Origin of the sequence: Rhodococcus sp. IEGM 1366 (assembly GCF_033142425.1) — a bacterium.
In the GTDB taxonomy this organism is placed as follows: domain Bacteria; phylum Actinomycetota; class Actinomycetes; order Mycobacteriales; family Mycobacteriaceae; genus Rhodococcus_F; species Rhodococcus_F globerula.
This window is the reverse complement of record NZ_JAWLRZ010000002.1, coordinates 273,540-297,091: the sequence shown is the minus strand read 5'-3', so window position 1 is coordinate 297,091 and position 23,552 is coordinate 273,540. Positions and strand designations below refer to the sequence as shown.

At 61.4% G+C, this 23,552-nt stretch carries 22 protein-coding genes, 1 tRNA gene and 1 other RNA gene; 4 read left to right on the top strand and 20 right to left on the bottom strand.

Annotation, left to right across the window (positions count from 1 at the left end; all coding sequences use genetic code 11):
* Positions 1 to 96 precede the first annotated feature (96 nt).
* Positions 97 to 1,509 carry a DEAD/DEAH box helicase gene (locus R4P64_RS07260; protein ID WP_033231111.1) on the top strand — a complete coding sequence of 471 codons (1,413 nt, stop codon included), beginning with the start codon at positions 97 to 99 and terminating at the stop codon, positions 1,507 to 1,509.
* A gap of 15 nt (positions 1,510 to 1,524) precedes the next feature.
* Here R4P64_RS07260 and bluB read toward each other — a convergent pair whose 3' ends face one another.
* From bluB to R4P64_RS07245, 3 genes are read right to left on the bottom strand one after another with little or no spacing between them, the layout of a single operon-like run.
* Positions 1,525 to 2,154, bottom strand: coding sequence for a 5,6-dimethylbenzimidazole synthase (gene bluB, locus R4P64_RS07255; RefSeq protein WP_033231112.1), 630 nt, complete (start codon positions 2,152 to 2,154; stop codon positions 1,525 to 1,527).
* On the bottom strand, positions 2,151 to 3,173 hold the full coding sequence (locus tag R4P64_RS07250; protein ID WP_317820015.1) for a GTP-binding protein: 1,023 nt from the start codon (positions 3,171 to 3,173) through the stop codon (positions 2,151 to 2,153). The genes bluB and R4P64_RS07250 overlap by 4 nt, the downstream gene beginning before the upstream one ends.
* Positions 3,174 to 3,207: 34 nt before the next feature.
* Positions 3,208 to 3,822: a lipocalin family protein gene (locus tag R4P64_RS07245; RefSeq protein WP_033231114.1), complete on the bottom strand. Its 615-nt coding sequence runs from the start codon at positions 3,820 to 3,822 to the stop codon at positions 3,208 to 3,210.
* A gap of 163 nt (positions 3,823 to 3,985) precedes the next feature.
* Between R4P64_RS07245 and R4P64_RS07240 the strand changes: the two genes are divergently transcribed.
* A complete protein-coding gene (locus tag R4P64_RS07240) occupies positions 3,986 to 6,520 on the top strand; it encodes an alpha/beta fold hydrolase (RefSeq protein ID WP_317820012.1) in 2,535 nt (844 codons plus the stop codon).
* A 55-nt stretch (positions 6,521 to 6,575) separates the two neighbouring features.
* On the opposite strand, the gene R4P64_RS07235 is transcribed toward R4P64_RS07240, so the two are convergent.
* The 13 genes from R4P64_RS07235 to R4P64_RS07175 form a co-directional block, all read right to left on the bottom strand.
* A tRNA-Ala gene (locus tag R4P64_RS07235) sits at positions 6,576 to 6,651 on the bottom strand.
* A 138-nt stretch (positions 6,652 to 6,789) separates the two neighbouring features.
* A complete protein-coding gene (locus R4P64_RS07230) occupies positions 6,790 to 7,527 on the bottom strand; it encodes a DsbA family protein (RefSeq protein WP_317820010.1) in 738 nt (245 codons plus the stop codon).
* Positions 7,528 to 7,587: 60 nt separating this feature from the next.
* A complete protein-coding gene (locus R4P64_RS07225) occupies positions 7,588 to 8,076 on the bottom strand; it encodes a MauE/DoxX family redox-associated membrane protein (protein WP_033231117.1) in 489 nt (162 codons plus the stop codon).
* A gap of 9 nt (positions 8,077 to 8,085) precedes the next feature.
* The gene (locus R4P64_RS07220) at positions 8,086 to 9,297 is read right to left on the bottom strand and encodes an MFS transporter (protein ID WP_033231118.1); all 1,212 of its coding nucleotides are present in this window, start codon (positions 9,295 to 9,297) and stop codon (positions 8,086 to 8,088) included.
* A gap of 42 nt (positions 9,298 to 9,339) precedes the next feature.
* Positions 9,340 to 10,977 (bottom strand): phosphoglucomutase (alpha-D-glucose-1,6-bisphosphate-dependent), encoded by a 1,638-nt coding sequence (gene pgm, locus R4P64_RS07215; RefSeq protein WP_317820007.1) that lies wholly within the window; start codon positions 10,975 to 10,977, stop codon positions 9,340 to 9,342.
* A 56-nt stretch (positions 10,978 to 11,033) separates the two neighbouring features.
* The gene (crcB, locus tag R4P64_RS07210) at positions 11,034 to 11,378 is read right to left on the bottom strand and encodes a fluoride efflux transporter CrcB (RefSeq protein ID WP_033231120.1); all 345 of its coding nucleotides are present in this window, start codon (positions 11,376 to 11,378) and stop codon (positions 11,034 to 11,036) included.
* Complete coding sequence (locus R4P64_RS07205; RefSeq protein ID WP_233365315.1) at positions 11,375 to 11,752, bottom strand: fluoride efflux transporter FluC; 378 nt, start codon at positions 11,750 to 11,752, stop codon at positions 11,375 to 11,377. Before R4P64_RS07205 ends, crcB begins: the two co-directional genes overlap by 4 nt.
* A 45-nt stretch (positions 11,753 to 11,797) precedes the next feature.
* The gene (locus R4P64_RS07200) at positions 11,798 to 12,577 is read right to left on the bottom strand and encodes a DUF1295 domain-containing protein (protein WP_411742644.1); all 780 of its coding nucleotides are present in this window, start codon (positions 12,575 to 12,577) and stop codon (positions 11,798 to 11,800) included.
* Positions 12,565 to 13,836, bottom strand: coding sequence for a cyclopropane-fatty-acyl-phospholipid synthase family protein (locus R4P64_RS07195; RefSeq protein ID WP_317820005.1), 1,272 nt, complete (start codon positions 13,834 to 13,836; stop codon positions 12,565 to 12,567). The genes R4P64_RS07200 and R4P64_RS07195 overlap by 13 nt, the downstream gene beginning before the upstream one ends.
* Entirely contained in the window at positions 13,833 to 15,101 is a 1,269-nt protein-coding gene (locus R4P64_RS07190; RefSeq protein WP_411742658.1) for a class I SAM-dependent methyltransferase, read from the bottom strand. Before R4P64_RS07190 ends, R4P64_RS07195 begins: the two co-directional genes overlap by 4 nt.
* Before the next feature lie 11 nt (positions 15,102 to 15,112).
* On the bottom strand, positions 15,113 to 15,853 hold the full coding sequence (locus R4P64_RS07185; protein ID WP_317820003.1) for a DUF1365 domain-containing protein: 741 nt from the start codon (positions 15,851 to 15,853) through the stop codon (positions 15,113 to 15,115).
* Positions 15,844 to 17,172: an NAD(P)/FAD-dependent oxidoreductase gene (locus R4P64_RS07180; protein ID WP_411742643.1), complete on the bottom strand. Its 1,329-nt coding sequence runs from the start codon at positions 17,170 to 17,172 to the stop codon at positions 15,844 to 15,846. The genes R4P64_RS07185 and R4P64_RS07180 overlap by 10 nt, the downstream gene beginning before the upstream one ends.
* The gene (locus R4P64_RS07175) at positions 17,169 to 17,819 is read right to left on the bottom strand and encodes an alpha/beta hydrolase (RefSeq protein WP_317820000.1); all 651 of its coding nucleotides are present in this window, start codon (positions 17,817 to 17,819) and stop codon (positions 17,169 to 17,171) included. Before R4P64_RS07175 ends, R4P64_RS07180 begins: the two co-directional genes overlap by 4 nt.
* Positions 17,820 to 17,965: 146 nt before the next feature.
* Here R4P64_RS07175 and R4P64_RS07170 point away from each other — a divergent pair, with 146 nt between their 5' ends.
* Positions 17,966 to 19,321, top strand: a complete 1,356-nt coding sequence (locus tag R4P64_RS07170; protein WP_317819998.1) for an HNH endonuclease signature motif containing protein — start codon at positions 17,966 to 17,968, stop codon at positions 19,319 to 19,321.
* Between the two features lie 104 nt (positions 19,322 to 19,425).
* Here R4P64_RS07170 and ssrA read toward each other — a convergent pair.
* From ssrA to R4P64_RS07155, 3 genes are all read right to left on the bottom strand, one after another.
* Positions 19,426 to 19,796, bottom strand: a transfer-messenger RNA (tmRNA) gene (gene ssrA / locus R4P64_RS07165).
* 66 nt (positions 19,797 to 19,862) lie between these two features.
* Positions 19,863 to 21,350, bottom strand: coding sequence for an SDR family oxidoreductase (locus tag R4P64_RS07160; protein WP_317819996.1), 1,488 nt, complete (start codon positions 21,348 to 21,350; stop codon positions 19,863 to 19,865).
* Positions 21,351 to 21,378: 28 nt separating this feature from the next.
* A complete protein-coding gene (locus tag R4P64_RS07155) occupies positions 21,379 to 22,368 on the bottom strand; it encodes an NAD(P)/FAD-dependent oxidoreductase (RefSeq protein WP_317819994.1) in 990 nt (329 codons plus the stop codon).
* Positions 22,369 to 22,433: 65 nt separating this feature from the next.
* Between R4P64_RS07155 and R4P64_RS07150 the strand changes: the two genes are divergently transcribed.
* Positions 22,434 to 23,018 carry a helix-turn-helix domain-containing protein gene (locus R4P64_RS07150; protein WP_033231127.1) on the top strand — a complete coding sequence of 195 codons (585 nt, stop codon included), beginning with the start codon at positions 22,434 to 22,436 and terminating at the stop codon, positions 23,016 to 23,018.
* Positions 23,019 to 23,032: 14 nt separating this feature from the next.
* Here R4P64_RS07150 and smpB read toward each other — a convergent pair whose 3' ends face one another.
* Entirely contained in the window at positions 23,033 to 23,509 is a 477-nt protein-coding gene (gene smpB, locus R4P64_RS07145) for an SsrA-binding protein SmpB (RefSeq protein ID WP_033231128.1), read from the bottom strand.
* Between the last annotated feature and the right edge of the window lie 43 nt (positions 23,510 to 23,552).

The window sequence follows — 23,552 nt, the reverse complement described above, 5'->3', positions numbered from 1 at the left end:
GCAGCGCCGCCACCACTGTGCTTGATTGTCAGATACGGCTGTTTTGCCGTGTCGGCATCCGGGCACGCAAAGTGCCCCGAAAGGCTCTGAACACACTTGTCCGACACCTCGACTGTCACCACTACCGCTACCTTCGCTTCCCTCGGTGTACGTCCGCCGCTGGTCAAAGCACTCGAAGACGGCGGAATCACCTCCCCCTTCCCGATCCAGATCGACACCCTCCCCGACACTCTGTCGGGACGCGACGTCCTGGGCCGCGGAAAGACCGGCAGCGGTAAGACGCTTGCCTTCTCCATCCCCATGGTCTCGCGCCTCGCGGGTGAATTGGCCGGCGGCAAGCGTCGTCCGGGCCGCCCGCTCGGACTGGTTCTCGCGCCGACCCGCGAGCTAGCCACCCAGATCACCGCAACCCTCGAGCCGCTTGCCGCGGCCTACGACCTGCGCGTCACCACCATCTTCGGTGGCGTCTCGCAGCACCGTCAGGTCCAGGCACTCAAGGCCGGAGTCGACATCGTCGTCGCGTGCCCCGGTCGCCTCGAAGACCTCATGAAGCAGAAGTTCGTAAGCCTCGACGCCGTCGAGATCACGGTCCTCGACGAGGCCGACCACATGGCCGACCTCGGCTTCCTGCCCGTCGTCACCCGCATTCTCTCGTCCACTCCGGCCGACGGCCAGCGACTGCTGTTCTCCGCCACCCTGGACAACGGCGTCGACAAGCTCGTCAAGCGTTTCCTCAAGAACGAGGTCATGCATTCGGTAGACGAGGCCAACTCCCCCGTCGCCGCGATGACGCACCACGTGTTCGACGTCGACGGCGTCGAAGCGAAGAAGGCTCTGGTGGAGAAGCTGGCGTCCGGCACCGGCCGACGCATCCTCTTCATGCGCACCAAGCACCAGGCTCGTAAGTTGGCACGCCAGCTCACCGAGTCGGGCATTCCGTCCGTCGACCTGCACGGCAACCTGTCGCAGGCTGCCCGCGATCGCAACCTTGCCGCGTTCTCCGCCGGCGAGGCTCGCGTTCTGGTTGCCACCGACGTTGCCGCTCGCGGCGTTCACGTCGACGACGTCGAGTTGGTTGTGCACGTCGATCCCCCGGCCGAGCACAAGGCGTACCTGCACCGCAGTGGCCGTACCGCTCGCGCCGGCAGCGCCGGTGACGTAGTTACCGTCGTCCTGCCCGAGCAGCGCAAGGATCTCGCGATCCTCATGCGCAAGGCAGCTATCAAGGTGACGCCCGTTCGATCGACTGCGAACTCCGAGCACGTCGTGAAGCTTGTCGGCGACATCGCACCGCATGTCACCCCCGCACCCAAGGCTCCGGTGGCACCGCAGGGCGGCGGCCGCGGATCTCGTCCGGCCCGTTCCGGTCAGGGCGGTCAGGCTCGCAGCGGCCAGGCACGTTCAGGTCAGGGCGGTCAGGCTCGCAGCGGCCAGGGTGGTCAGTCTCGTGGCGCGCGGTCCGGCGGCGCAGGCCGGGCCCGTACCGGTGGACGTCCCGCGGCCCGCTAACCGCGAGCGGACAACTCAATAGGTTTCGAAATGGACAGCGTCGGCCAATGGCCGGCGCTGTTTCCATCCGAAGCGCTCGAGATCCGGAACCTGTTGGAACTGAGTTACTTTCCCGATGCACAGCCAGGCAATGGGCCTCACCGGAGCCGGAATGTTCATCAGTTCGGTGAGGTATTCCTCGTCGTAGAACGACACCCACCCGATGCCGATGTCCTCGGCAACCGCGGCCAGCCACAGGTTTTGAATTGCGAGAACTGCAGAGAACAAGCCGGTGTCGTCGACCGTGTGACGGCCGAGAATGTTGGGGCCTCCGCGCGACGGGTCGTAGGTGACAACGATCCCGGTACCGCTTTCCGTGATCCCCTCGATCTTGATGGGGTCGAACGTCTCGCGCCGATCGTCAGGCAGAGACTGAGCAAAATTGACCCTCGCCTCCGCGACGTGCGCGGCAAATGTCGAGAGCGTGTCCGGATTGCGGACCACCACAAAATCCCACGGCTGCGTGTTCCCGACGCTCGGCGCCCGATGTGCCGCGTCGAGGATGCGCATCAGCACATCGTCCGGAATAACCTCACCGGAAAACTCTGCCCGCACGTCGCGCCGGCGCCGGATCGCTTCGTACACAGATACAGCTGATTCACTCACGCTCCGACGGTATAGCGGTGCAATCCCAGCATCGCATCGGGGTGCAACTCGACTCCCTCGACGCGTATGCACTCACTCAACATGTCCCGGACGACCGCACTGTCCATGCCGCTGCCGATCACGACCAACTGTGTAGTCCGCGGCTCGCCGGCCTTCCACCGTAATGGTGTGATTCGCACGTGATCACCCACTGTCTGTACTTCGAATTTGCCTGTGTAACCCCGGATATCGAAGTTCACGAACCCCTTGATCCGGTACACACCGGCCGGTTGGTTCTCGAGAAATTTTGTGACGGCGCGCGCATCGAGCGCCGTGTCGGACACAAAATCGACTGCCTCGTAGTGGGTGTGAATGTGGTCGTGATGATCGTCGCGCAGCAGTTCGTCGAGGCTCATCTGCTGACCAGGTAACGGCTGCGGCGCGGCCGCGAAATCGAACAGCAGAGCTGGGTCCACGCGAGAGTGAGTCGTGTCCACAATCGGTGCTCGGGGGTTGAGCCCACGAATCACCTCCGTGAAGACGTCGCGTTCCGCAGAGTCGACGCAGTCGATCTTGTTCACGACGAGTAGATCCGCTAACCCGACGTGCTGATCGAGCTCGGGATGGGTGCTACGTGTCAATCGGAAGTTGGCCCCGTCGACTACAACAACCAGGCCGCCGTACACGACCCGCGGATTCTCGCTGCCCAGCACCAACCTGATCATGTTGCGCGGCTCCGCCAGCCCGCTGGCTTCGATGACGATGACGTCGATCTCGGATTGGCTGTGCGCCAACTTGTCGAGCATCTCGTCCATATCGGAGACATCGACCGCGCAGCACAGGCACCCGTTGCTCAGTGAGAGCGTCGAGTCGACTTGGCCGGCCACCATCATCGAATCGATGTTGACCGAGCCGAAGTCGTTGACGATGACCCCGATGCGCACACCGTTGTTGTTGTGCAGAAGGTGATTGAGGAGCGTCGTCTTTCCCGAACCCAGAAATCCTGCGACGACGATCACGGGAATCTGTTTTTTCACCAAGAAATCCTAGGCACCACGCAATCCTAGCGGGCCGTCAGATTGTGCAGAGCGGCTGAATCTCCTTCTTGCCTTCGGTTGTCGGTGACGTCACGATCGTGCATGCGTTGTACCCGCGACTCTCGGCAACTCGGCGTATCTCACTCCACCCCGCGGCATCGACTGCGGGTGAACGCGACAATACAAACCCGGACGTTCGAAGCGGGTCACCCACCAGTGCCCACGAGTAGTCGTCGGCAATGTAGGTGACGATGTAGTTGGGCGGCCCGTCCAGTCCATCCTGAAAAGGTACGCCCGGGAAACTGACATGAAGTTGCGCTGCGGACTGCGTATCGGTAACCCGCGCATTACCGGCGATGCCGCTCTGGTCCCCAGCCCAGGTCGTGCACGTATTCTGCACGCTCACATTCGACGAGTCGAGCACCTCGTATCGCGCCCGGGTGTCCTTGGCGCACATCAGGTTGAACGGCTGAGGCACCGCTGCCAGCTGGTACCAGTCGCCGACGTAGCGTTCGACATCCAATTTTTCGACGGGTGCCAACGGCTGCCACAAGTCCGCTGACATCGGAGCTGCCTGCGCCGGCATGGCCGTCATCGCCATACCGACACCCGCTCCGACTGCCGCAATCGCACATCTCCCCGACCACTTCATGTCATTGCCTTCCGTTCGTTTGTTTTCTCGCCTGACATTCGGAGCGGATGGTCCCGCGGATTGGTCGTATGGAAAACTACTTTTGGTTTGTTATAGACCTCGATACCCAACCTTCTGTAGTCTTTGCTAATAAGTAACTGATAGCTGGAACGGAGCGTCAGACATGAACGTGGTCGATCTAGGGCTCGAACGGACGCGGTATGCCGTCATCGACGAAACCATCGAATCGCGGTGGCGCCGCGTCACCTCTATGCAGCACGACACCGTTGCCGTCGTCACCCCACGGGATCAGATCACGTTCGCAGATCTCGAAGTCCGCGCAGACGCACTCGCGCGTGAACTCGATATTCGCGGGCCGCACGGCCGCTGTCCGGTAGCTGTCGAACTCGACCCCACCGCCGAGGCCGTTGTCCGCATCCTTGCCACACTGATCTCCGGTCGGCCACTCGTCATGATCGACCCGCAGCTGCCGCCGGCCAGGCGCGAGCACATCCTGTCCACGTCGGGCGCGGTCTCCATCGCAACAATCCTCGAACACGCCGCTGCCACTCCGTTCCGTTTCGGCAACGCACTCGAGTCACTGAGCTCCGATCCAGCCATGATCGCATTCACTTCCGGCACCAGCGGCGCACCCAAGGGAGTGGTGCTCAGCCATTCGATGTGTCTGAACAAGGCGGACGAACTTGCCGCCGCCATCGATCTCCGACCGGACGATCACATCGGGAACCTTCTGCCCGTCAGCTTCGGCGCGGGTATCACCGCACTCATCATGGGTTTGATGAACGGTGTCACCGTGTATTGCTGGGACCCCCGCGTCGACGGCAGTTCCACCCTGGGCAGTTGGCTCCGGAGAAACTCGATCACCACAGCTCATTGCGCACCGTCGTTCCTGCGGGCATGGACGCAGCAGAATGCCGCCGAACCGGGCGCAGATCCCCAGAGTTCCCTACGCGTTGTCGTTACCTACGGCGAGGCTGTTCACGGCGACGACTACCAACGTCACCGTGATCGCGGGTTCGCGGACGTGACCTATGTCAACTGGATGGCAACCACGGAAACGGGGGTCGTCGCCTACAACGTCTTTCCTCCCGCAGCCACGTTCCCGGAGGGCATCGTCCCCGCCGGTCGAGCACGTGACGGGAAGGAAGTCCGGATAGTCGATTCCGAGGGCAACCAGCTGCCCGACGGCGAGATCGGCGAAATCCATGTCATTTCCAGCGACTTGGCCGACGGGTATCACGGCGACCCGGAGCGGACAGCGCAACGATTCACACCGCTGGGCGACGGCATCAGCCTGTATCGCACCGGCGACCGCGGATGCATCGACAGGGACGGCGAACTGCAACTCAAAGGCCGACTCGACGATGCTGTGAAAATTCGTGGATACCTTGTCGAACCCACCGAAGTCGACGTCGCCATCCGCGCGGTGGCCGGCGTCGTCGATGCGGCCGTGATCGTTCGGACCGAGAACGACCACCCAGAGCTCTGCGCATACGTCGTGAGTGATTCACAGCGAATTGCTCTGTCTCCCGCGGAGATTCGACGCGCGGTATCTCTGAGCCTGCCCGGCTGGATGGTTCCCCGCCACATCGTGATGCTGGCCTCGATTCCCCGCAACGAACGCGGAAAGATCGATCGCAACGCACTGCCGACACCGGCGCCGGTCGCTACCTTCACCTCCACCGCCACGCCGACTCTCGAGACCATCACCGAATTTCGGGTGGCCATCATCTGGTCCAAGATCATCGGGATCGAATCACTCGACCGTGACGACGACTTCTTTGCCCTCGGCGCAGATTCACTCGCTGCCGCAGAAATGCTCGCCGCACTACGAGCCGCTGTACTGGTCACCGTCAGCGCCGCCCAGTTTGCCGGCGCCACCACCATCCGCGAACTCGCCGCGCTGGTCGACGCGATGCTGCGCAACAAGAAGCGTGACGAAGGCCGGGCATCTGTGCTTGTTCCCCTTGCCACGAGCGGTTCCCGAACTCCGCTCTTCCTGATCACCGGAGCCGGTGCGCCTGCACTGAGCTTTCTCGCGACGGTGCAGGCGATGTCCGGTGATCGACCTGTGTACGCGTTGCAAGCACACGGAATGGAATCTCGCGGGCTCCCCGATCGCACCGTTGCCAAGATGGCCGACCGATACATCCGTGAGATCAGGAAGGTCCGTCCGCACGGCCCGTATGTGCTCGGCGGCTACTCCCACGGCGGGTTTGTCACCCTCGAAATCGCGAATCGCCTCCACGCGGAAGGCGAGATCGTCGAACACGTTGTCATTCTGGACACTCGGTTGCGGGAGAACATGATCGGGCCGCGGCCTGACACCACTGAGCCGCCGGCGCCATCGGAATCCGGCGAGCCGGTGCTCAATGCCCGAGCCCGGACCTCGAAAACATCGGTTCTGGGTATCTGGCTCCGGTACCAAGTCGCGGGCATCATGCAGTTCGACCCGTCGATGCAGTGGTACCTCTTTTACCATCGCGGACTGGCGTCCCTGCGCAAGTACGCGCCAAGCCCGTATCGCGGTTCGGTTACGGTCATCCGCGGCGACGACAACCGACAGGATGCACACGACTGGTCGGCCATCGCCACCGGCCAGATCACTTTCGAGGATGTAGCCGGATCGCACGAAGACATTCTGCGGGCCCCGTACGCCGTTGCTACGGGCGAGGCACTCGAGCGGGCATTGAGCTAACGGCCGAAATCGACAAAAAAGAGCAGGTCAGACATTTTGTCTGACCTGCTCTTTTTGGTGGAGCTAAGGGGACTCGAACCCCTGACCCCCACACTGCCAGTGTGGTGCGCTACCAGCTGCGCCATAGCCCCGTATTTAGTTCGATCTCGCAGGCGGTTGTTCTGCTTGCCGCTTGCTTGAAGAAAGTTACACCACTTGCGCGGTGAGCAACAAATCGCCTGGTCAAGCTGGTGCGACCGCTCCGGGTTTCAGAGCGGCCGCACACTGCTTCAGGAGGTGAACTGCGAAACCCAATCGCTGTTCTTGGTGCTGACGATCTTGCCGTCGGCGATAACCGTCGGGGTGCCCGTTCCGCCGGCGGCGGAGAGCGCCTCACTCGCCGCAGCAGCATTGGCCGCAGCGGCCTCCACGTTGGCTCCAGAGGAGATGCACGTAGTAGCTGCATCCGATGCACCGGCTTCACCGGCTATCCGAGCCAAATCGTCGTTGGTGTGATTACTCTTGCCGCCTTCAGACGGTTGGTTGTCCGGAGAGAAGAGTGTGGTGTGCAGATTCGAGTAGGCAATCGCGTCGCCGTCCTGCGCGACGCACAGCAATGCGGCGCCCGCGCGGGTGGAGTAATCACCGCTGCTCGATGCCCGGTTGAGGAAGTTGAGCATGTGATAGCGAACAGCGACGTCACCGGCGTCGATTGCCGCCGACACCGATTGGCCGCTCAAGTGCTCGAGTGCAGCGCACGCCGGGCACAGCGGGTCTTCGAAAATGTCGAGAGTGGTACGTGCGTCCGGTTTTCCGATCAGCACGACGCCGTTGTCCTCCACGGTGACAACCACCTCGGAGTTCTGAACCGAGCCGTAGCCGTCGTTTTGCACCTTGTTCTTGCTCGACTGCCACAGGACACCGCCGATGACGAGGGCTGCGATCACCAGGACCGCGATTCCACCGATGACATAAGTGGACCGACTCGACACCGGTTCCGGTTTGTACTTGTTGTTCTTGGCGCTCACGCTGATGCAGTCCTTCGTGCGTCGAAACGATTTTACCGAGGGGTTACCTTCCCCGGGTGTTCACCTTGCCATTGAAGACTGTGCTTCAACTGAGAATGCGGTACGTGATCCCTGTCCCAATGCGAGCGGTGACCGTGGGAAGAAACACAACCACAGGGCCAATGCCAGGAATCCGATGTCGCGCAGGATCTCGCTGAGGTAGTCCCACGCGTCGACGTCGGCAGCTCCACCTCCCCCGAAACAGCCGCAGTCGATGGACAATCCACGTGCCCAGACCGAGATGATCACGCTGATGAGCACAACCAGCATGAGAACCGACACTGCAGCCGACGCTCGTACGGCGAGGCCTACGAGCAGCAGTAATCCGAGAACGATCTCGACCAACGGCATCGCAATCGCCACGGGGCCGACCAGGCTCTCGGGCAACAATTGATACGCCCGGACGGCGATCTTCGTCTGAACGGGATCGAGGAATTTGATGCCACCCGAAATCAGCCACACGGCTGCCAAACCCAAGCGGGCCACAAGACTCACGATGCGAATAGCCACGAGCCGAGCCTACAGAGGGACTTCCGAACTGACTGTTTTCGCGGTCACAGCCTTCGCAGGCACCAGCAGCCAACCCACGCTCGCAATGATCACCACAGCTCCCATCGTCGCGAAGGCCGCCGAGTACGAGAAATGCTCAACCAGTAGTCCGGCGCAGATCGGCGCGACCACACCACCAACGTCGGACATCATCTGGAACACCGCCAGAACTGGACCACCGCGCGCCTTGGACCCGACGACGTCGGCAACCGCAGCCTGCTGCGACGGACTCATCAAACCGGAGCCCGCGCCCGTCACGGCAGCAATCAGGAAAAACGCCACCAAGTTGTGCGTGAATCCGATCGCCATCGTGCCGGCGCCGCAGACAACCAGCCCGGCAAGCACGAACGGTTTACGTCCGTACTTGTCCGAGAGCCGACCCGAGAAGGTCAGAACCAGCGCATTTCCGACCGCAAAAACTGCCAGCGCATATGCGGCCACCGAGTCTTCACGACCGAGAGCCTCAACGACAAAAAGCGGGACCATCGCGACGCGGACGCCGAAAATGACACCACCGAATGCCAGGTTCGAACCCAGAGCAGCGCGGTAGACCGGTGAACGTAGACCCTCGGCCAACGTCATCGGCGTGATCGCCGCACCCTTGTCCGGCGACGCAAGATGTGAACCGCGCAGACTGAAGAAAACCACAGCGGCAGCGATAACCAGCGTTGCCGCATAGATGAGGAACGGCATCCGCAGGCCGAACTGCAGCAGCGCGCCGCCAAATATCGGACCGGTAATCGAGCCCATCAGGAAGCTCGTCGCATACAGACCGGATACGCGTCCCCGATGGTCGGGCGGCGACATCCGGATAAGCAGGCCAAGCGCCGACACGGTGAACATGGTGGAACCGATACCGCCAAGTGACCGGAACAGCAGCAGCTGCCAGTACTCCTGCGCAAACGCGCACGCTCCGGTGGACAACGCGACGATCAACAGTCCCAGGATGTACACCGGGCGCTCGCCGAGTTTCTGCACCAAGGTGCCGCTCATCGGCGCAAACACCAAGCGCATGAACGCAAACGACGAAATGACGACCGTGGCGGCCGTAACCGATACATCGAAGCTGCGGGCGAACTGCGGTAGCGCCGGGGCAACGATGCCGAATCCGAGAGCGATGACGAAGCTGGCGGAAACCAGCACCCAGATTTCCTGTGGCAGCCTGGCTGCGCGAGTTTTCATGTCGCCCGGGATTCTAGCCGGGCGACACGAGCGGGCCGCGAGCTAGTTCGCGTTCAAGACACCTGACACCAAGTCCTTCGCTGCCGACTGAACCTGAGCCAGATGATCGGCGCCCTTCATCGACTCGGCATAAATCTTGTACACGTCCTCGGTTCCCGACGGCCTGGCCGCAAACCACGCGTTCTCGGTAGTCACCTTCAATCCGCCGATCGCGGCGCCATTTCCGGGCGCTGCCGTCAGCGCCGCGGTGATCGGCTCCCCCGCCAGTTCCGTCGCGGTGACCTGCTCCGGTGACAGTTTTGCCAGTACCGCCTTCTGCGCGCGACTCGCGGGCGCGTCGATGCGGGCGTAGGCGGGGCTACCGAACTTCTCGGTCAACGCTGTGTAGTGCGCCGACGGCGTCTTGCCGGTCACCGCCGTGATCTCGGACGCGAGCAGCGCAAGAATGATGCCGTCCTTGTCCGTCGTCCACACCGAACCGTCGTGACGCAAGAAGGACGCTCCCGCGCTTTCCTCGCCGCCGAACCCGACCGAACCGTCGAGCAACCCGGGTACGAACCACTTGAAGCCGACGGGTACCTCCAGGAGTTCGCGTCCCAGTCCGTTCACAACGCGGTCGATCATCGATGAGCTGACCAGCGTCTTCCCGACCTTCGTGCCGGCAGCCCACTGTGGGCGGTGAGCAAAGAGGTACTCGATGGCAACGGCCAGATAGTGATTGGGGTTCATCAAACCGCCGTCGGGGGTGACGATTCCGTGCCGATCGGAATCCGCGTCGTTTCCGGTGGCGATGTCGTAGCGATCCCGAATACCGATCAACGACGCCATCGCGTCAGGCGAGGAGCAATCCATGCGGATCTTGCCGTCGGTGTCGAGCGTCATGAATCGCCACGTCGGATCGACCAGAGGATTGACGAGCTCGAGGTCGAGGTGATGAGTCTCGGCGATGGCTCCCCAGTAGTCGACACTGGCGCCGCCGAGCGGATCTGCGCCGATGCGGATACCCGCGTCGCGAATGGCGTCGAGGTTGAGCACCGACGGCAGGTCGTCGACGTAGTAGCGCAGGAAGTCGTACCGCTCGACCCTGGCCAGCGCCTGTTCCGTCGTGACGCGCCGGACGCCGGCCAGTCCGTCGCGGAGCAGTTGGTTGGCACGGTCCGCGATGACCGACGTGGCATCGGTATCAGCCGGGCCGCCGTGGGGCGGGTTGTACTTGAACCCACCGTCACGGGGCGGATTGTGCGAAGGCGTCACGACAATTCCGTCGGCCTTGGCCTCGGGCGCAGTGGAGTTGTATCGCAGAATCGCGTGACTCACAGCGGGTGTGGGGGTATAGGCGTCGCGCGAATCAACCAGCACCACTACGTCATTGGCAACAAGAACTTCGAGCGCAGACAGCCAGGCCGGCTCGGACAACGCGTGCGTGTCGCGGCCGATGAACAACGGCCCGTCAATGCGCTGCGATGCGCGGTACTCCACGATCGCCTGCGTAGTTGCCAGGATATGCGCTTCGTTGAACGCGCCGTCCAGACTGGAACCCCGATGCCCCGACGTCCCGAACAGCACCTGCTGCATCGGATCCTCAGGATCAGGTGTCCGTGTGTAATACGCGGAAACCAAGTGCGGAACGTCGATCAAATCCTGTGGTTGCGCCACCTGTCCTGCTCGTTCGTGCGCCACGAATCCCCCTAAGCCCGGTGGTCGACTACGCAGCCGACACGACTGCCGCTCATTCTCTACCCTGTGATCTGAATTCCCAACCAGGCGACGCTCAGCCCAACGACAAGACTGGCGATGATGTACACCAGCGACATCGCCGTCTGACGCTTGTCCAGCATGCCCACATTTTCGGTCGCAAACGTCGAGTACGTGGACAAACCGCCGCAGAACCCGGTTGCAAGCAAGGCCGCCATAGCAGTGGAGAGTGTTGCGCCGGTGAACAATCCGAGGAGAAAGCAACCCAGGACGTTAGCCGCGAATGTTGCTGCCGGAAATCCCCGGTATGTCGGGACGTATTTCGCGAGCAGGTACCTACCGGTCGCTCCGGCGCCTCCGCCGATCGCTACGAGGAGAACGGTCATACGTTCGCCCCCTCACTACGACGCATCCAGCGCTCGCCAAGGGCTCTGCCCCACGCTGCGGCCAAGATCGCCGGAATCAAAGTGCCGAGAACGTACAGAATAGATCGCATCGGACTTTCGGTAACCGCGTGAACCGCAAACGACGAGAACGTCGTGAAGCCACCGCAGAATCCCGTGCCCAGGAAGATGTACCAGACCTTGTCGTGAATCAGCAGTGCCGCAAGCACTCCGAGGATCAGCGACCCCACGACATTGATCACGAGAGTAGTCCAGATATGGGGAAACCACTCACCCAACCCGTATCTCGTCAGCGCTCCGAGCGCACCACCGGCGGCCACCGCTCCGATAGCCGCCGGCAAGCCCAGTTCACTCATTCGCGCTCCTCACTCGCTTGAGCCAGACCCACTTCTGAGCCAGACCTACTTCGGCGGCCGCGGAATGAAGTAGCTCGTCCGCTCCTGGTACTCACGATAACCGGGGCGGTGCGCCATGTGCTGCTCGAGAAGTCGCGCGCCGGTCGCAAACACGAGAAAATATGTCATCGCAATCGGTGAGAGAACCGTCAACACTCCTGGCCATACGGATGCCGCGACGAGGAATATGCCCCACCACACGCAGGCGTCACCGAAATAATTGGGATGACGCGTCCACGCCCACAGTCCCTGATCCATGATGTGCCCGTAACTGCCGGGATCGGATTTGAACTCCGCCATCTGACGATCGGCGACCGCCTCGAACGTCACACCGACCAGCCACAACACGATTCCCAGGAGTACCAACAGGTTGAACCCACCTGACGACACTGCGGAGAGCTGAATCGGCAGCGACACAAACCACAGGGAGATACCTTGCGTCACATAGATTTTCCGTATCGCATACAGAGTTCGGCTGCCGGACGCCTTTCCCAGCATCTGCTCGTACCGAGGATCCTCGCCCTTACCGCGCGAGCGCACTGCCATGTGCCACGCCAATCGCAGGCCCCAGATGCCGACCAACGCGAGCATCAGTAGTCGGCGCCACAGATCTCCCGCACCGACAACTGCGGACACTGCGGCAATGACCACAAAGCCCACGCCCCAGGACACGTCGACAACATTGTGCCGGCCGATACGTATACCGATCGACGCCGTAACCGCCATCGTGACGACAACCGCCAGAAAGCTCGCGAACAACATCGGACCGAGCGTCATCGAAGACATGACGGCCTCACCGAAAGAATCTGATCCACACCCATCCGCCCGTCACGAAATGCCATGCCACCGCCGACGAGGTAGAGACGCCACACCCGGGCGACCTCCATGCCGACCAGCTCGACGACACGAACGAAGTTGGACTCGAACGTCTCGATCCATGAGTCGACTGTGCGCACGTAGTGCACCCGAAGCGCTTGAACGTCAAGCACTTCCAGCCCACCCTCCTCGATCATCGCCACGGTGCGCCCAACTGGACGCATATACATGTCGGGCGCAATGAACGACTCGATGAATGGCCCACCACCCGGATGCGGCCCGGTCCGCGACATCTGCTGGATCAGCACGCGACCACCCTCGATCACATTGTCGTGCAGCGCTTTCACATACGTCGGGTAATTGTCCTCGCCGACATGCTCACCCATTTCGATCGACGCGACGGCGTCGTAGGGTCCGTCCGGAATTTCACGGTAGTCCTGCAGTCGGATCTCGACCCGATCTTCGAGGCCGAGCGATCGGACCCTCGCGTCGACAAACGCCTTCTGCTCCGCCGAGATCGTCACTCCGACAACGTGGGCACCGTACTCGCGAGCTGCGTGGACGCTCAGCGAACCCCACCCGCAACCAACGTCGAGTAAGCGTTGCCCGCGCGCCCGATCGAGTCCGATCTTGCGGCATACCAAGTCCAGCTTGTCCTTCTGAGAGTCTTCGAGAGTGTATTCCGGTGCATCGGAAGTCCAGTACCCCGAGGAGTACGCCATGTTCTGGTCGAGGATCAGCGAATAGAAGTCGTTCGACAAGTCGTAGTGATGACCGATCGCCGCCCGATCCCTCGACATACTGTGCAAGCGACCCTTGACCCGCGCCTGCGACACGGGAGGTGGCAACCGGCGCCCGAACACCCCCAAGGATCTCGCGGCCTTAACCGCGGCGAGGATAACCGACGGTGACGGCGAGATCGACCCCAGCCCACGCTCGGCAGACACTTTCCACACATGCGTGAGTGCTTCGCCAAGATCGCCTTCGACGTCGAGTTCGCCCAGAACATACGCCTGCGCCGCACCCAACTCTCCGGGATTCCACAAGAGTCGTCGCAGCACGTTTGCGCTGTGAAGCGTCACTTTCGGCGCATCGACCGGCCCTGCTGCGCTGCCGTCCCACGCCGTCAGCCGAACCGGAAGTTCGCCGCCGACAAGCGGACTGAGGATTTCCGACAGACGACCAGCAACGCCGGCGCCTTGTATCGATCGATCTATCGTGGTGGTCATCGCGGGTCCCTCCGATCGAGAATCACTTGCTGCACATCGAGATATCCGGAACGGAAACCCGCCTCGGAATAGCAGAGATAGAAATGCCACATGCGGGTGAATACGTCATCGAATCCGAGCGCTGCGACTTCCTCCGCGCGGGCACTGAACCGCTCATCCCAGAGGCGGAGCGTTTGCGCGTAGTGATCACCCATCGACATGCGTTCACGCACACGAAGAGTGGTCATGCGTTCAGTGACGTCCTCGATCGCCCGTATGGAGGGCAGGAAGCCTCCCGGGAAGATGTACTTGTGCACCCATGTATAGGTGCTGCGGGTAGCCAACATCCGATCATGCGGCATCGTGATTGCTTGGATCGCGGCACGCCCACCCGGCGCCAACAGGGAGTCGATCTTCTGGAAGTAACTTCCCCAGTACTGGTGGCCGACCGCCTCGATCATCTCGACCGACACCACTGCGTCGTACTCCCCCTGCACCTGCCGGTAATCGAGAAGGTCGACCTGAACGCGATCCGCCAGTCCCGCAGCGCTTATCCGCTTGGCTGCCAGTTCCTGCTGTTCCACCGACAGCGTCACCGAACGCACCGTCGCACCACGCTGGGCCGCTCGGATCGCCAATTCCCCCCACCCAGTGCCGATTTCAAGCACTCGCGAACCAGGCCCGACGCCCGCACCGTCCAGCAACCGATCAATTTTGCGGTGCTGGGCGACTGCGAACACGTCCCATGACTGGGAGTCCCCAACTGACAAGTCGTCGAATAGGGCACTGGAATAGGTCATCGTGTCGTCGAGGAATAGTTCGAACAACTCATTCGAGAGGTCGTAGTGCCGCGAGATGTTGGAGCGGGTGTTCTGCGTCGAATTGTGTTCACTGCGTGGCTGCTTGGGAATGTAGAGGCCACGCAACCGCTGCAGAAAGTCGGGAATCAGTGTCGCCACACGAGAGGCAAAAACTTCCAGGACTGCGGTGAGGTCGGAGGCTTCCCAGTCACCCGCCATGTACGACTCACCGAATCCGATCAGACCACTGTCGCCCACCCGAGCAGCAAAGTCATCCGGGCGATGAATGACCATCAACGGCGAATCGGGTCCACCGCCGCCCGAGAAATCACCGTTCGGCATCTGAACGCACAGGGGCAAGCGCGCGACTGCCTTGTGGAACAGCGCCCGTGCAACCGGCGACGCCACCCGCACCTTGAGGCCGCTGGGAACGGTGGCAACTCCTGGCCAGCGTTCGACCTCAGCGCTACGAGTCATTGTTGTCATCACGGTTGTCATCACACTGCCTCCTGCGGTTGATGTTGCGGCCGTGGAACTACCGGTAATCGTCTGGCCCACAACCTGATGCCTTGATATCGAATCTGCGCGGAGACACTCAGTGGTGCAGTCGGAATCGCGAGAAAGCTCCGAATTATCACGCCCGCGGTGGCCGGAACACATCGACCACGTACCGTGGCGACAAAGGGTGCCTGATCCGGTCTGGCAAGCACTATCGACAGCTCCACCGATTCCTTGGGAAGCGGTAGCCTCATCCGGTACTCGCCGGAAACGTCATTGAACGGCGAGACGTAGAACTCCTTCGGCGTGCGTGCCGCACCACTATCGTTGGTCTCGAGCAGGTAGCAGTGCCGCTCACCATAGGTGTTGTGAACTTCAGCCACCACACACCGCACGGCGCCATCGTCATTCAGGCACCAGAACACACTCAACGGGTTGAACACATAGCCGAGTACACGCGCATTCGCGAGCATGAGGATCCGGCCGCCGCCGAACTCGATTCCGTTGGCCAGCAAGAACGACTCGACGTTTACGCGAATCGATAGGGTGGGATCGCCGAGATGATCTGCAGCCGTGAACCTCGCCAAGGGACGCAATGCTTTCGGCAGATGCGGCAACTTGTCCACATCGACCAGCCAGCTGTAGCTTTTGTACTCGAATGTGTTGTGCAGCGGTTCTGTTCGCACGTGGCGAATACTCGTGTAGACGATGGACGGTGTAGTCGGCCCGGTCACTGCCACCGACCTCCGACCCGCTCTGCGGCACGCAAACCCGACAACGCACCGTCCTCGTGGAAACCCCACCCGTGGTACGCGCCTGCAAAAGCAAGCACATCCGAGTCCAACTCGGGAAGCCGGCTTTGAGCTGCAACGGAAGTCGGCGTGTATTGCGGATGCTCGTAGGTCATCTGGTCGATGACGGAATCCGCGGCGATCATGTCCTTGCCACCGAGAGTCACGATGTACCGTCGACCGGTCTCCGGTAGACGCTGTAACCGGGTCATGTCGTAGCTGACGAGCACGTGATCTGGCCTCGCATCGCAATGCGGCAGGTAGTAGTTCCACGACGCCCGCGCATTCGAATTGTCGGGCAGCACAGTCTCGTCTGTGTGCAATTGGGTGTGATTGATCGAATACGGCATAGCCCCGAGAACCTCGTGCTCCGTGGCCGTAGGATCGGCGAGAATCTTCAGCGCTTGCTGCGGATGCGTCGCGATTACCACCGCGTCGTATGTCTCGAGCCGATCATCTCCCCCACGAATCTCGACTGAATCACCGTGCCGGTACACCGCGTGAACCGGCGTGTTCAGGCGAACGGCACTGATGCTCTGTGCCACAGCTTTCACGTACTCGACCGAACCACCGGTTACCGTCCGCCAGGTCGGCGAACCGGAGATAGTAAGCATGCCGTGGTGATCGAGGAACGCGAAGAGGTACCGCGCCGGATACTCGAGAGCGGCCGACGGGTCACACGACCACACCGCGGATACCAGCGGGGTCATGAAGTGCGCGGTGAAGTAGTCCGAGAATCTGCCGTTACGCAGGAATACGCCGAGCGTCTGATCGAGCGTCGAGGCAGTCGAGGCAGTCGACTCCTCGGGCTGCTCGAGCAGTGCACGCGCTCGTCGATGAAACCGCTTGACCTCCATCAACATCGACAGAAAGCTGCCGTTCACCAGTAATCCCGGCGTTGGCAGGACCCCGCGCAGCCCCTGCCCGCCGGAATACTCGAGGCCACAGCCCTCGCAGCGGACCGACATGCTCATGTCCGATTCCTGTGTCACGACACCAAGTTCGGCAAACAATCTCAACAGTGTCGGATAGGTGCGGTCGTTATGCACTATGAAGCCTGTATCGACGGCGAAGTTGCGACCTTCAGGATCGGTCACCGCATGAGTATCGGCGTGACCGCCGAGCCGCGAATCCGCCTCGTAGAGCGTGACGTCACTGTCCTTACTCAGCACCCACGCCGCTGTAAGACCTGCGACCCCGCTGCCGACAACTGCAACCTTGCGCTTGTGAGAACTCCGCTTCACCGAACTCCGTCTGCCCGAATTCATCGTCGCTCGCCTGCCTTCGCTTCGGTAGTTTTCTCTGCGCTCTCCGAGACCATTGCGATTTCCGAGACCGCATCTGCTGCCAGGCGGTGCCACAGTGATGGCCGCCGCAGCATGAAGTGCCCGGCACCTTCGACGCCGATCCACTCGGCGTCGAGACCGGATCTACGCACTAGCTGGACCGCCGCTTGGGAAGCATCCGGGTCGGTCCAGCGATCCGCCGTACCGTGCACTACCCGCAGCAGGCAACCCTGTCGCAGCCCGATGTCCGTCCCTGCCGGCCACCATGGCGCCAGCGCGACGACTCCTACGACTGCCGCGTCACCCGACAGAGCGGCGGCTACCCGGCCACCCATCGAATGTCCGAGCAGAATTACCTGCGCGTCAGAGTTTTGTGCCTTGATCCGATCGAGTACCTGCCGCGCATCTGCAACCGGGCTCTGCTCCCGACCGTTCCACCCACGTGTTCGATACCTGACCGCCACGACATCGAATCCACGTTGCCGAATCGCCGCCGAGAACGGGCGCATCCGGAGGTTCGACAGATGCCAGAATCGCGAACGGCGGTGACTCGAAACCTTCCCACCAGGCAGAACCATTACCGTGGGGTGTTGATCGTCCCGATACTGCGTCCGATGCTGAAGCGTCATATAGGGCATTCGGCACCGAAAGCCTGGCGGATTGGGGCTTAGCGAGATTTCTTCTCTTGATCGGAAGCGTCCCCGCGGGGACGCTTTTCGAAATCTGTCGGTGCCTCGATCTACTGTCGAATGAACATTCGAACCGGGGGGTTGGCATGGACACAGACAAGCTCGACAGAGATAACGACAGAGATACCGATCACGTCATGGGCTTCGCGGCCAAGCGTGAAGCCGTCGACAACATCGGCGTGGAAATCTGCGCACTAGCTGGACAAATCGCCGCAGCGACCGCTCGATTCCTCACGCTGCTCGCCGATTTCGACGAACAACGAGGCTGGGCCGGTCCCGGCCTGCATTCATGCGCTCACTGGCTCTCCTGGAAATGTGGCATGAGCCTGCACACCGGACGCGAATACGTTCGTGTCGCCAAAGCACTCCGCCCTTTGCCCGCGATGCGGAAAGCGTTCGAACAAGGCAATTTGTCCTACTCGAAGGTTCGCGCACTTACCCGAGTCACAACTCCCTCAAACGAGAAGCAGATGGTTCGACTCGGCCGCGAAGCACCTGCCGCACAGATCGACCGTCTGACTGCCGGGTTACGCAAAGTCGCCGACAACGAATCCAGCAAAAGTAAAGCGCCTGAACGCTTTCAAGTCCGCTGGCATTGGGACCCCGACACGGGCGATTTTGTCATCAAAGGTCGCCTCGCTGCACAGGACGGCGCCCGTATCCTCGCCGCACTCACCTCGGCAGAACGTGAACGAACACAGACAGCAATGCCGTCATCCGGCAACGAGCCCAAGATCGACAATGACGATGACGCCACCGCGTTATCGGACGAGCCGATCACTCAGCAGAACGCTGCGAAAAAACCACCCGGCGACATCGGACCGGCGCTCCTCGCGATGGCCGAAATAGCTGCCACAGCCCCGACAAACAACGCGAGCGGCGTCAGCAACTCGGCCGAAGTGGTGTTTTTCCACGAACACGACAACCTCCGGGTTCCTGGCGGACCTGTACTCCCCGACAACGATTCCGAGGAAGTCCTCTGTAACGCCCACCTGCGCCTGGCAAAGACCAAGAAGCAATGCGTGCTCAATCTAGGCCGGAAGACCCGCGTCACCAGTCACAAACAAATGTTGGCGTTGAATTACCGTGACGGAAGCTGCCGGACACCAGGATGCGGTCGAACCAGATTTCTGCACGCTCACCACGTGCAATTCTGGGGCCGCGGCGGAGAAACCAACCTCGACAACCTGATCCTGCTGTGCGGGACCTGCCACCGAGCGCTACATCGCGGCCAGTTCACCATCACTGCTCTTGGCGATCAACAGTTCGAGTTCCGGACTCTCAACGGCGATGTCATCGATCCGGCCCCTCCGATCAGCGGCCTGGCCGATCAACTCCTGCGCGGCGACATCCCGGACAACGCAATCATCCCGAATTGGGGCGGTGACCCTCTGCACCTGGACCACGCAGTCAGTGTGCTCCTCGACGGTTGGGCAGCATAAAGGGTAGAGGCCCTCGAAAGTGGACAGTAAGTGTTATCGGGCCATTGTCGGGCATAAAAATGAGGCAGGCCCTACACCCACTTTCGAGTGTCTGACCTGCCTCTTTGTGGAGCTGCCGGGAATTGAACCCGGGTCCTACGTTGAATCGCTAGGGCTTCTCCGTGTGCAGTTCGCTAAGTCTCTACTTGGATCTCCCAGTCTCGCGAACAAGCCAGGATGACGATCCCAGTCACTGTTTGATGTCCCATCCAACTCCGTGACCGAGCCGAACAGTAAAGCCCTCTAGCTGATGCCAGGATCCGGGTCGAGGGCAACCCCGGGCTGACAGACACGCTTCGCTACTTAGGCAGCGAGAGCGTAGTCGCGCTGATTGGAATCGGCGCTTATAGGTTTGCAGCGACGCTTACGGTGGTCTCTTGCCTGCACCGACACGCTTCCCCTAACTCAACACACGCAGTCGAAACCGTTCAGCCCCGTGTGTGCCCCGCGTCTTTCGTGGGGCTACCTACTATAACGCGCTGCCGCACGGAAGTCATACCAATTAAATCGAGCGTTCAGCTGTGCTGGTGATGTTGGTGATCATGCCCTCGAAAACGACACCGTGGAAGGGCAGGATCGAGTACCAGTACAGTCGCCCAGCCAAGCCTCGCGGGAAAAATACAGCGCGCTGCTCCAGACGCGATCCACCACCTTGCCCTTCGGAGACGCGCTGCCCCTCCGAAACTCTCAGCTCCAACCACGCCCCACCGGGGACTTTCATTTCGGCCCGCAGTCGCAGCAACTTTCCTCTGTCGATTTCTTCGACCCGCCAGAAGTCCAGGGCTTCACCGGTATTGAGGTGACGCGGATCACGCCGACCCCGCCGCAACCCGACGCCGCCCACCGCTCGGTCCATCCATCCTCGAATTGCCCAGGCCAAAGGGAATGAGTACCAACCGTTCTCGCCGCCGATGGATTCGACCACCTTCCACAAGGTCTCCGGGTCCGCGGCACAATCACGTTCACGATGGTCGACGTACACCGTTTCACCGGCCCAATCCGGATCAGACGGTAGAGGATCCGACGGTGCGCCGGCGATGGTCGCACCCGACCATGAAGTCTCGACCTCTCCGTTCTCGATCTTGCGCAGAGCCAGCCGTACCGCTTCGCGATACGTGGTGAGCCCGCTTTCGGGCGGCGGGATGAAACCGTCGATGTCGTGATCGTGCATAACGGCATCGTTCTGCAGTGACTCGATCAGCGGCATTGCGAGCCCGTGCGGAATGGGCGTGACCAGCCCCACCCAGAGACCGGCGAGCCTCGGGGTCAGGACTGGCAGAACAACAATGCGCCGACGCACCAACCCCGCAACATCGGCGTAGGCGTTCATCATCTCGCCGTACTGCATGATGTCCGGTCCGCCGATATCGAATGAGCGGTTGATCTCCGGAGTCGTGGCCGCCGCAGCCACCAGGTAATGGAGTACATCACGCACGGCAATCGGCTGAATCTTGTTGTGCACCCATTTCGGTGTGGTCATCACCGGCAGGCGATTGGTCAGGTGGCGAACCATCTCGAAAGAGGCCGAACCTGAACCGATCACCACGCCGGCCTGGAACACGACTGTCGGAACGGCAGAGTCCAGCAGGATCCGGCCGACTTCCAGCCGAGACTTCAAATGCGTCGACAGTTCTGCGTTTGATGGATGCAGTCCGCCGAGGTAGACGATTCTGCGAACACCAGCGGCCGCAGCCGCTTCGGCCACATTCACCGCGCTGCGCTTGTCGACATCGGAAAACGAGCCACCACCGCCCATGGCGTGGACAAGGTAATAGACAACATCGATATCGTCGAAAGCGCCTGCAAGGGATGCCTTGTCACTCAGGTCAGCTTTAACTACCTCGACGGACTCGCACCACGGCACATCGCGCAACTTCTCAGGACTGCGTGCCAGCACCCGGACGTGATGCCCCGCTGTAACCAACCTGGGAGCCAGACGCCCGCCGATGTAGCCGGTAGCTCCTGTGATCAACACTCGCACCGTATCCATCACACCACGCTACGCAGAAAACCAACTGCTACGCAGAAATCGAACCTCGGAGCGCCAACGCCGCCTCCAGATCATCGGCCGTAAGCGCCATGTTGATTCCGGCTCCGGCCTTCGCGCCTGCTGCTGCGGCCATGATGACCTGCGCACTCGGATCGACAACGTTGCCTGCCGCGAAGACGCCGGACACGCTTGTGGCACCCATCATGTCGACGGTGACGAACTCACCCATCATCGTCGCCGCCGTCGCTGCGCCGAACGATCGCAGAATCGAATCGTTCGGATCCATCGTGACCGCGCCTCCGACAAAGATTGCCGACCGCGCAACAGTTCTGCCGTCGGCCAGTTGCACTCCGACCAGACGATCATCCTCGAGCACGGGCGCTGCCACCTCGCCTTCGACGATCGAAATATTGAGCGCTGCAAGCTTTTCCCGATCCTCGGCGCTGAGATCCTCGATCCGATGGAGGAACAGCACCACATCGTCCGACCATTGACGGATCATCGGGGCCTGATGCATCGCGAACTCGACACTCTTGGCAATGACACCCAACGGTTGATCACGCACGTCGTATCCATGGCAGTACGGGCAGTGCAGGACGTCGCGGCCCCACCGCTCACCGAAGGCACTGAGTTCATCCGGCAACCTGTCGGTCAATCCTGTCGCCACCAGGACTTTGCGCACCGAGATTCGAGCGCCGCCAGCAAGGGTGATCGCGAATCCACTCCCACGGGAGTCTTCATCTCGGTCGACCGCCACGACGGTCCCGTCATGGAACTCTCCACCGTATTTCCGGACTTCGTCGCGTCCGATGGCGAGGAGTTCGGCTGGATTCATCCTGTCGCGAGAGAGGAATCCGTTCATGTGATCTGCCGCTGCGTTGCGCGGAGCGCCGTTGTCGAAAACCACAACGGATCTGCGGGCTTGACCGAGGATGATCGCGGCGTTGAGTCCGGCAGCGCCGCCTCCGATCACTGCCACGTCGTAGGTGTCTGCTGCGTCGTAAGAGGTCTGTGTCATGAATTCAGGATTGCATCGCAACACCAACTTGACAAACATGATTGCTGATTTGGCAAAATGGAAGAATGACCGAATCATCGTTCGACGCCGTCCTCGCGGGAATCGGCCCGCGTCTGCGCACACTGCGCCAGCAATCCGATATGACGTTGACCGATCTCTCCGAGGCGACAGGCATCAACGTCAGCACGCTGTCGCGGCTCGAATCCGGAACTCGCCGAGCCAACTTGGAGTTGCTGCTGCCGATTGCGAAAGCGCACGGCGTCCCGCTCGACGACGTCGTCAACAGCAAGATCGCAGACCCCCGGGTGCGGGAAGAACCGCAAAAGGTGGGATCGATGACGATCATTCCGTTGACCAGCCAGCCGGGAAACCTCCAGGCCTACAAGATGATCCTCGCGCCCACCGAGGACATCCGCGAGCCGGGTACTCACGAAGGGTACGAGTGGCTGTACGTGCTGTCGGGCCGGGTCCGGCTACAGCTCGGTGATCGCGATTTTGTCATGGGCGCGGGTGAAGCCGCCGAGTTCGACACTCATATCCCGCACCGATTCAGTGCGGCAGACGGCCGCCCGGCCGAGGTGATCAGCCTGTTCGGCAAGCAGGGTGAACGAGTACACCTACGCGCTGCGCCGGCCGACCGCCGCGGCTGAGATCAGGCCGACTACTACCCGCGCATGCCCTTGATCCGACGCCCCAGCTCGCGGGTCACCTCACGCTCAGCGGTGCGTTTGGCCATGTCCTGACGCTTGTCGTAGTCCTGCTTACCCTTGGCGAGAGCAAGTTCGACCTTCACCTTGCCGTCGGAGAAGTACATCGACAACGGAACCAGCGTCTGGTTGCCCTCGCGGGTCTTGCCTACGAGGTGTTCGATCTCGCGCTTGTGCAGCAACAGCTTCCGGGTCCGACGCGGCGAGTGGTTGGTCCACGAGCCCTGCGTGTATTCCGGAATGTGCAGCGATCGAAGCCACACCTCACCGTTGTCGACGGTTGCGAACGCGTCCACGAGTGACGCCTTACCTTCGCGCAAACTCTTGACCTCGGTGCCCACGAGCGCGATTCCCGCTTCGTAGGTGTCGATGATCGTGTAGTTGTGACGCGCTTTGCGATTGGTCGCAATGACCTTGCGGCCCTTTTCCTTCACTGTCCGGGCCTCTCAGTCCGCTGTCTTACCCAATAATGCAAAC